The sequence below is a fragment of the Pseudomonas sp. GW821-FHT05H12 genome (assembly GCF_059419385.1).
The window spans coordinates 150,033-155,891 of the sequence record NZ_JBWKRS010000016.1 but is presented as its reverse complement, the minus strand read 5'-3'; the positions used below and the strand labels follow the sequence as shown (position 1 = coordinate 155,891).

Sequence of the window (5,859 nt, the reverse complement as noted above, 5' to 3'; positions counted from 1 at the left end):
CCCCCCCCCCCCCCCCCCCCCCCCCCCCCCCCCCCCCCCCCCCCCCCCCCCCCCCCCCCCCCCCCCCCGCTCCCACAATAAGTCCGAGTACGTCGGGTAGTTTTTTCCAGCCAATAAAAAGGGCTCCATAAAGGAGCCCCTGGGCCGAAGCCCGCCGCCCGGATGGGGCGTGCGTGGTAAGTCGTTACAAATCCAAAGGTGGTGTGTCGGAATTAAGTGCCCTGATTAGCCGACGGCGTGAAGTTCGTTGAGTCTGTGGATGCCCGCAGTGCCAGTCATACCGTCCCAGTTGTCGCCGCGTCCTTCTCGCCAGCCGTTGATCCAGGCTTGGCGTACCGACGGTAGAGTAAATGGGCAAAGCTCACGGGATTTTCCATGAACGCCATATTGATATCCGCGTAAAAATGCTCTTTCCAACGGATCACGCTTAAGTCTTCTCATAGGGTGTTTCCCTCACTTGTTGACTGTCTAGATATCCTTCGGCCTCGTCCGAGGCCGGGCAGAGTTTTTCTGCCGTTGGTGGGCTCGCTGCCGGCGTGGCGAGCCAATGTGTCGGCGTCGTTACGGCGCCAACCTGTGTTGAGTTCTAACCAATAGGTCACATGGATTCAATGACCGTTTTGTCATAAGCACGTAACGATAACGATGCTATAGCCATAAGCTGGGCTGGCTTTTCGCCCCATTTGTCTGGCAAAGCCAGCTATGATGCACCCTGCATAGAGGATGGGTTTAATCCTTTAGTGAGAATGCCCGCTCGTTGCAGTCGGTTATTATTCGACGAAGGGTCGGAATATTTCTTTTTGTTGCAACTATTTATTTATCTGCCCCGGCAATCACGGCCAAAAGGCCCGGCAGCCGGGGTGGGACGGTACATTCGTGCCACGCGAGCGCTCTTCAAGAAAAGTGCTTGATTGAAAACCGAACCGGCGATGCGTCGCCCGTTCATTTATTGCTGAAAAGCCTGGAATGCCCCATGTCGGACCGTTTTGAACTCTTCCTCACCTGCCCCAAGGGCCTCGAAGGCCTGCTGATCGAGGAAGCCGTCGGGCTTGGCCTTGAGGAAGCCCGCGAGCACACCTCGGCCGTGCGCGGCATGGCCGACATGGAAACCGCCTACCGCCTGTGCCTCTGGTCACGCCTGGCCAACCGCGTGTTGCTGGTCCTCAAGCGCTTCCCGATGAAGGATGCCGAAGACCTCTACCACGGCGTGCTGGATATCGAATGGGCCGACCACATGGTCCCTGACGGCACCCTCGCGGTGGAATTCAGCGGCCACGGTTCGGGCATCGACAACACCCACTTCGGCGCCTTGAAGGTCAAGGACGCCATCGTCGACAAGCTGCGCACGCCGACCGGTGAGCGCCCGTCCATCGACAAGATCAACCCGGACCTGCGCATCCACCTGCGCCTGGACCGTGGCGAAGCCATCCTCTCCCTCGACCTGTCCGGGCACAGCCTGCACCAGCGCGGCTATCGCCTGCAGCAGGGCGCGGCACCGCTGAAGGAAAACCTGGCCGCCGCGATCCTGATCCGTGCCGGCTGGCCGCGCATTGCTGCTGAAGGCGGCGCGCTGAGCGACCCGATGTGCGGCGTGGGCACCTTCCTGGTCGAAGGCGCGATGATCGCCGCCGACATGGCGCCCAACCTGAATCGTGAACTGTGGGGCTTCACCACCTGGCTGGGCCACGTCCCGGCGTTGTGGAAGAAGCTGCACGCCGAGGCCACCGAACGTGCCGCCATCGGCATGAACAAGCCGCCGCTGTGGATCCGTGGCTACGAAGCCGACCCGCGCCTGATCCAGCCCGCGCGCAACAACATCGAACGTGCCGGCCTGAGCCACTGGATCAAGGTGTACCAGGGCGAAGTCGGTACTTTTGAGCCGCGCCCGGACCAGAACCAGAAAGGCCTGGTCATCTGCAACCCGCCGTACGGCGAGCGCCTGGGTGACGAAGCCAGCCTGTTGTACCTCTACCAGAACCTCGGCGAGCGTCTGCGCCAGGCGTGCATGGGCTGGGAAGCCGCGGTGTTCACCGGCGCGCCGGACCTGGGCAAGCGCATGGGCATCCGCAGCCACAAGCAGTATTCATTCTGGAACGGTGCGTTGCCGTGCAAGTTGCTGCTGATCAAAGTCAACCCGGATCAGTTCGTCACCGGCGAGCGCCGTACCCCGGAACAGCGTCAGGCCGAGCGTGAGCAAGCCGCTTATGATCAAGCCCCGACCGAGCCGGTCGAGCGCCAGTACAACAAGAACGGCAACCCGATCAAACCTGCCCCGGCGCCAGCGCCGGTGGTTGAGCAGGCGCGCCTGAGCGAAGGCGGGCAGATGTTCGCCAACCGCCTGCAGAAGAACCTCAAGTTGCTGGGCAAGTGGGCCAAGCGTGAAGGCGTGGATTGCTACCGTGTGTACGACGCCGATATGCCGGAATACTCCATGGCCATCGACCTGTACCACGATTGGGTCCACGTGCAGGAATATGCGGCGCCGAAGTCCATCGACCCGGAAAAAGCCTCCGCACGCATGTTCGATGCCCTGGCCGCCATTCCCCAGGCGCTGAACATCGACAAGAGCCGTGTGGTGGTCAAGCGCCGCGAGCGTCAGAGCGGCACCAAGCAGTACGAGCGCCAGAGCGCCCAGGGCAAGTTCACCGAAGTCAGCGAAGGCGGCGTGAAGCTGCTGGTCAACCTCACCGACTACCTGGACACCGGCCTGTTCCTCGACCACCGCCCGATGCGCCTGCGCATCCAGAAAGAAGCGGCCGGTAAGCGCTTCCTCAACCTGTACTGCTACACCGCGACCGCCAGTGTGCACGCAGCCAAGGGCGGCGCACGCAGCACCACCAGCGTCGACCTGTCCAAGACCTACCTGGACTGGGCCCGCCGCAACTTCTCCCTCAACGGTTTCTCCGACAAGAACCGCCTGGAGCAGGGTGATGTGATGGCCTGGCTGGAGGCCAGCCGCGATGAGTTCGACCTGATCTTCATCGACCCGCCGACCTTCTCCAACTCCAAGCGCATGGAAGGCATCTTCGACGTGCAGCGCGATCACGTGCAGTTGCTCGACCTGGCCATGGCGCGCCTGGCGCCGGGCGGCGTGCTGTACTTCTCGAACAACTTCCGCAAGTTCGCGCTGGAGGACAACCTCAGCGAACGCTACGCGGTCGAGGAAATCAGCGACAAGACCATCGACCCGGATTTTGCGCGCAACGCCAAGATCCATCGCGCGTGGAAAATCACCGCGCGCTGATCGCCGTGACACAAAAGCCGCACGCCTGATAATTCCGGGTTTGCGGCTTTTTTACGCTGGTCAAACCCTGGGCCGCTCGCTATAACTAAGGCCTAGCCAAAGTGACACCCCCCGCACGCTGGCGTTGTGAGTGTTGCCTATGCCGATGCAAGCCGTCCGCCCGAAAATCCTTGGCTTTATCAGTGAGCAGGCGTCGGCTTGGCTGGTGGCATTGGTGGTGTTATTGGCCGGTTGCGCGCTGACGGCCATCATCGCCTGGGCGGCTGCCGACCTCTATCAACAGCAAGTTCGCCAGCGTTTCCAGCTGCTCGTCAACGAACGCTACACCCGCCTTCAAGAGCGCTTCGAGGACCAGGAACAACGCCTGGGCAGCCTGCGGCGTTTCTTCGTCAACTCCGATGATGTCTCCCGCGAAGAGTTTGACGGCTTCGCCCAGCCCCTATTGTTGCGCGCCCGGGCCTACGCCTGGGCCCCTCGGATTTTTCGCGACCAGCGCAGCCAGTTTGAACAGGAAATCTCCCGTCAGCGCGGCACGCCCTTCAGCATTCGGGAGCTGAATTCGTCGGGCGACCTGGCTCCCGCTGCCGAACGGGATGAATACGTGCCGGTGCTGTACAGCCAGACCCAGAGCTTGCTCGGCTCGCCCCTGGGCTTTGACCTGCTGGCCCAGCCCCTGCGGCGTTCGGCCCTTGAACGTGCACAGAAGACCGGCAAGCCTGCGGTGTCCCAACCCATGCAACTGGTGGGCGTTGAGCCCGCTTATGCTGCCGGCGTGTTGCTGGTGGCGCCGGTCAGCAAGCTGTCGGAAACCGAACCCTTCGGTTTTGTGATGGCGGTGATCAGCATGCGCCAACTGGTCGCCGACGGCTTGCCCAAGCCGAACCGCGACAACCTGGTGATGCAGATCATCGACACCTCCGACACCCAGCAACGGGTGCTGTACGCCTCCAGCAATGCAGTGGGTGACAGCGACCTTGCTGCTGCGCGTCGTCTCAGCCTGGGCGACCATGTCTACGCGCTGAACCTGCGGGCAAGCAAGGTTTTTGACCTGGCCAACCATTCTTCCCTGAGCACCATCTTGACCATGGGCGGGCTGCTCAGCCTGTTGCTCAGCGCCTTGCTCTATGTGTTGGTGAGCCAGCGCCAGCGTGCACTGAAAATGGTCGAGCAGCGTACCGAGCAGTTGCGTTTGCGTGAGCAGGAATTGCGCGGCGCCCACGGGCAATTGCGCAGTGTGCTGAATGCCGCCACCCAGGTCGCGATCATCGCCACGGACTTGCGCGGGGTCATCAACACCTTTAACGCCGGTGCCGAGCAGATGCTGGGGTTCAAGGCTGACGCGGTGCTGGGGCGCATGACCCTGGAAAGCCTGCACCTGGCATCGGAGCTGGACGCACGCGCCGCCAGCTTGAGCGTGACCTTGGGCAAGCGTATTCCCCCCAGCCAGGCGATGCTGGTGGAAAGCCCGGACAACCTGCACGAGGCCCGGGAGTGGACCCTGCTGCGCCAGGACGGCAGCCCGTTGACCGTGAACATGCTTGGCACCGTGTTGCTGGATGACCATGGCCTGTGGATCGGGCACTTGGCGATCTACCTGGATGTCACCGAGCAAAAGCGCGCCTACGAAGCCTTGGCCGCACGCGATCGCTTGCTGAAAAAGCTCAGCGCCCATGTGCCCGGCGGGATCTTCCAGTTCACCCTCGAACCTCAGGACCAGTGGCGTTTCATCTACGCCAGTGATGGCATGCGCGATATCTATGAAATCGAGCCGGGCGTGCTGCAGCAGGACGCGAGCAAGGTGTTCGAGCGCATTCACCCGCTGGACGCAGAGCGGGTGCGGGTGTCGATTCGCCTGTCAGCGTTGCAGTTGAGCCATTGGCGCGAAGAGTATCGCGTGCTGTTGCCGCAACGCGGCCTGCGCTGGATTCGGGGTGAAGCGACGCCAGAAGAACTGCCGGGCGGCGGTACGTTGTGGCATGGCTATGTGTCGGACATTTCCGACCTCAAGCGGGTGGAGGAGGAGCTGCGTGCGCTCTCGATTACCGACGCCCTGACCGGCATCCATAACCGGCGCTATTTCCAGGATCGGCTCAAGGCCGAGATGATCCGGCTCAACCGCACGTCGGGGGCGCTGTCGTTGATCATGCTCGATATCGATCACTTCAAGCGCATCAACGATCAGCACGGCCACGGTGTGGGCGACGGCGTGTTGCAGGAAGTGTGCAAGCGCATCAGCCAGCGCCTGCGCCGCACCGACGTGTTCTGCCGCCTGGGGGGCGAAGAGTTTGTGGTGCTGTGCCCCAACACCGATGCAGGCCAGGCCTACAGCCTGGCGATGGAGCTGTGGCAAGCGTTGCGCGGTGCGCCGATGGAGTCGGTGGGGGTGGTGACCGCCAGCTTTGGCGTGGCCAGTTGGCGTATCGATGAAGGCATCGATGGGCTGCTGCTGCGTGCGGACTCGGCGGTGTATGTGGCCAAGCAGGCGGGCCGGGACCGTGTGGAGGCCGAACGCCTAAGCGCCTGATTCTCCCTGTAGGAGCGGGGGGGGGGGGGGGGGGGGGGGAGGGGGGGGGGGGGGGGGGGGGGGGGGGGGGGGGGGGGGGGAGGGGGGGGGT

Annotated in this window: 3 protein-coding genes; 2 read left to right on the top strand and 1 reads right to left on the bottom strand. The window is 62.9% G+C overall.

The window, feature by feature from the left end; genetic code table 11:
* Positions 1–225: 225 nt before the first annotated feature.
* Entirely contained in the window at positions 226–441 is a 216-nt protein-coding gene (gene rmf / locus AC07SU_RS16390) for a ribosome modulation factor (RefSeq protein WP_002553055.1), read from the bottom strand.
* 532 nt (positions 442–973) lie between these two features.
* On the opposite strand from rmf, the gene rlmKL reads away from it, so the two are divergent.
* Together rlmKL and AC07SU_RS16380 are read left to right on the top strand one after the other, a co-directional pair.
* Positions 974–3,244, top strand: a complete 2,271-nt coding sequence (gene rlmKL, locus AC07SU_RS16385; RefSeq protein ID WP_494997610.1) for a bifunctional 23S rRNA (guanine(2069)-N(7))-methyltransferase RlmK/23S rRNA (guanine(2445)-N(2))-methyltransferase RlmL — start codon at positions 974–976, stop codon at positions 3,242–3,244.
* A gap of 139 nt (positions 3,245–3,383) precedes the next feature.
* Positions 3,384–5,768, top strand: coding sequence for a sensor domain-containing diguanylate cyclase (locus tag AC07SU_RS16380; protein ID WP_176996323.1), 2,385 nt, complete (start codon positions 3,384–3,386; stop codon positions 5,766–5,768).
* Positions 5,769–5,859: the final 91 nt, after the last annotated feature.

Excerpts from the sequence above, each read along its gene's own strand:
- rmf (WP_002553055.1), bottom strand. The coding sequence starts at position 441 with ATGAGAAGACTTAAGCGTGATCCGTTGGAAAGAGCATTTTTACGCGGA.
- rlmKL (WP_494997610.1), top strand. The coding sequence starts at position 974 with ATGTCGGACCGTTTTGAACTCTTCCTCACCTGCCCCAAGGGCCTCGAA.
- AC07SU_RS16380 (WP_176996323.1), top strand. The coding sequence starts at position 3,384 with ATGCCGATGCAAGCCGTCCGCCCGAAAATCCTTGGCTTTATCAGTGAG.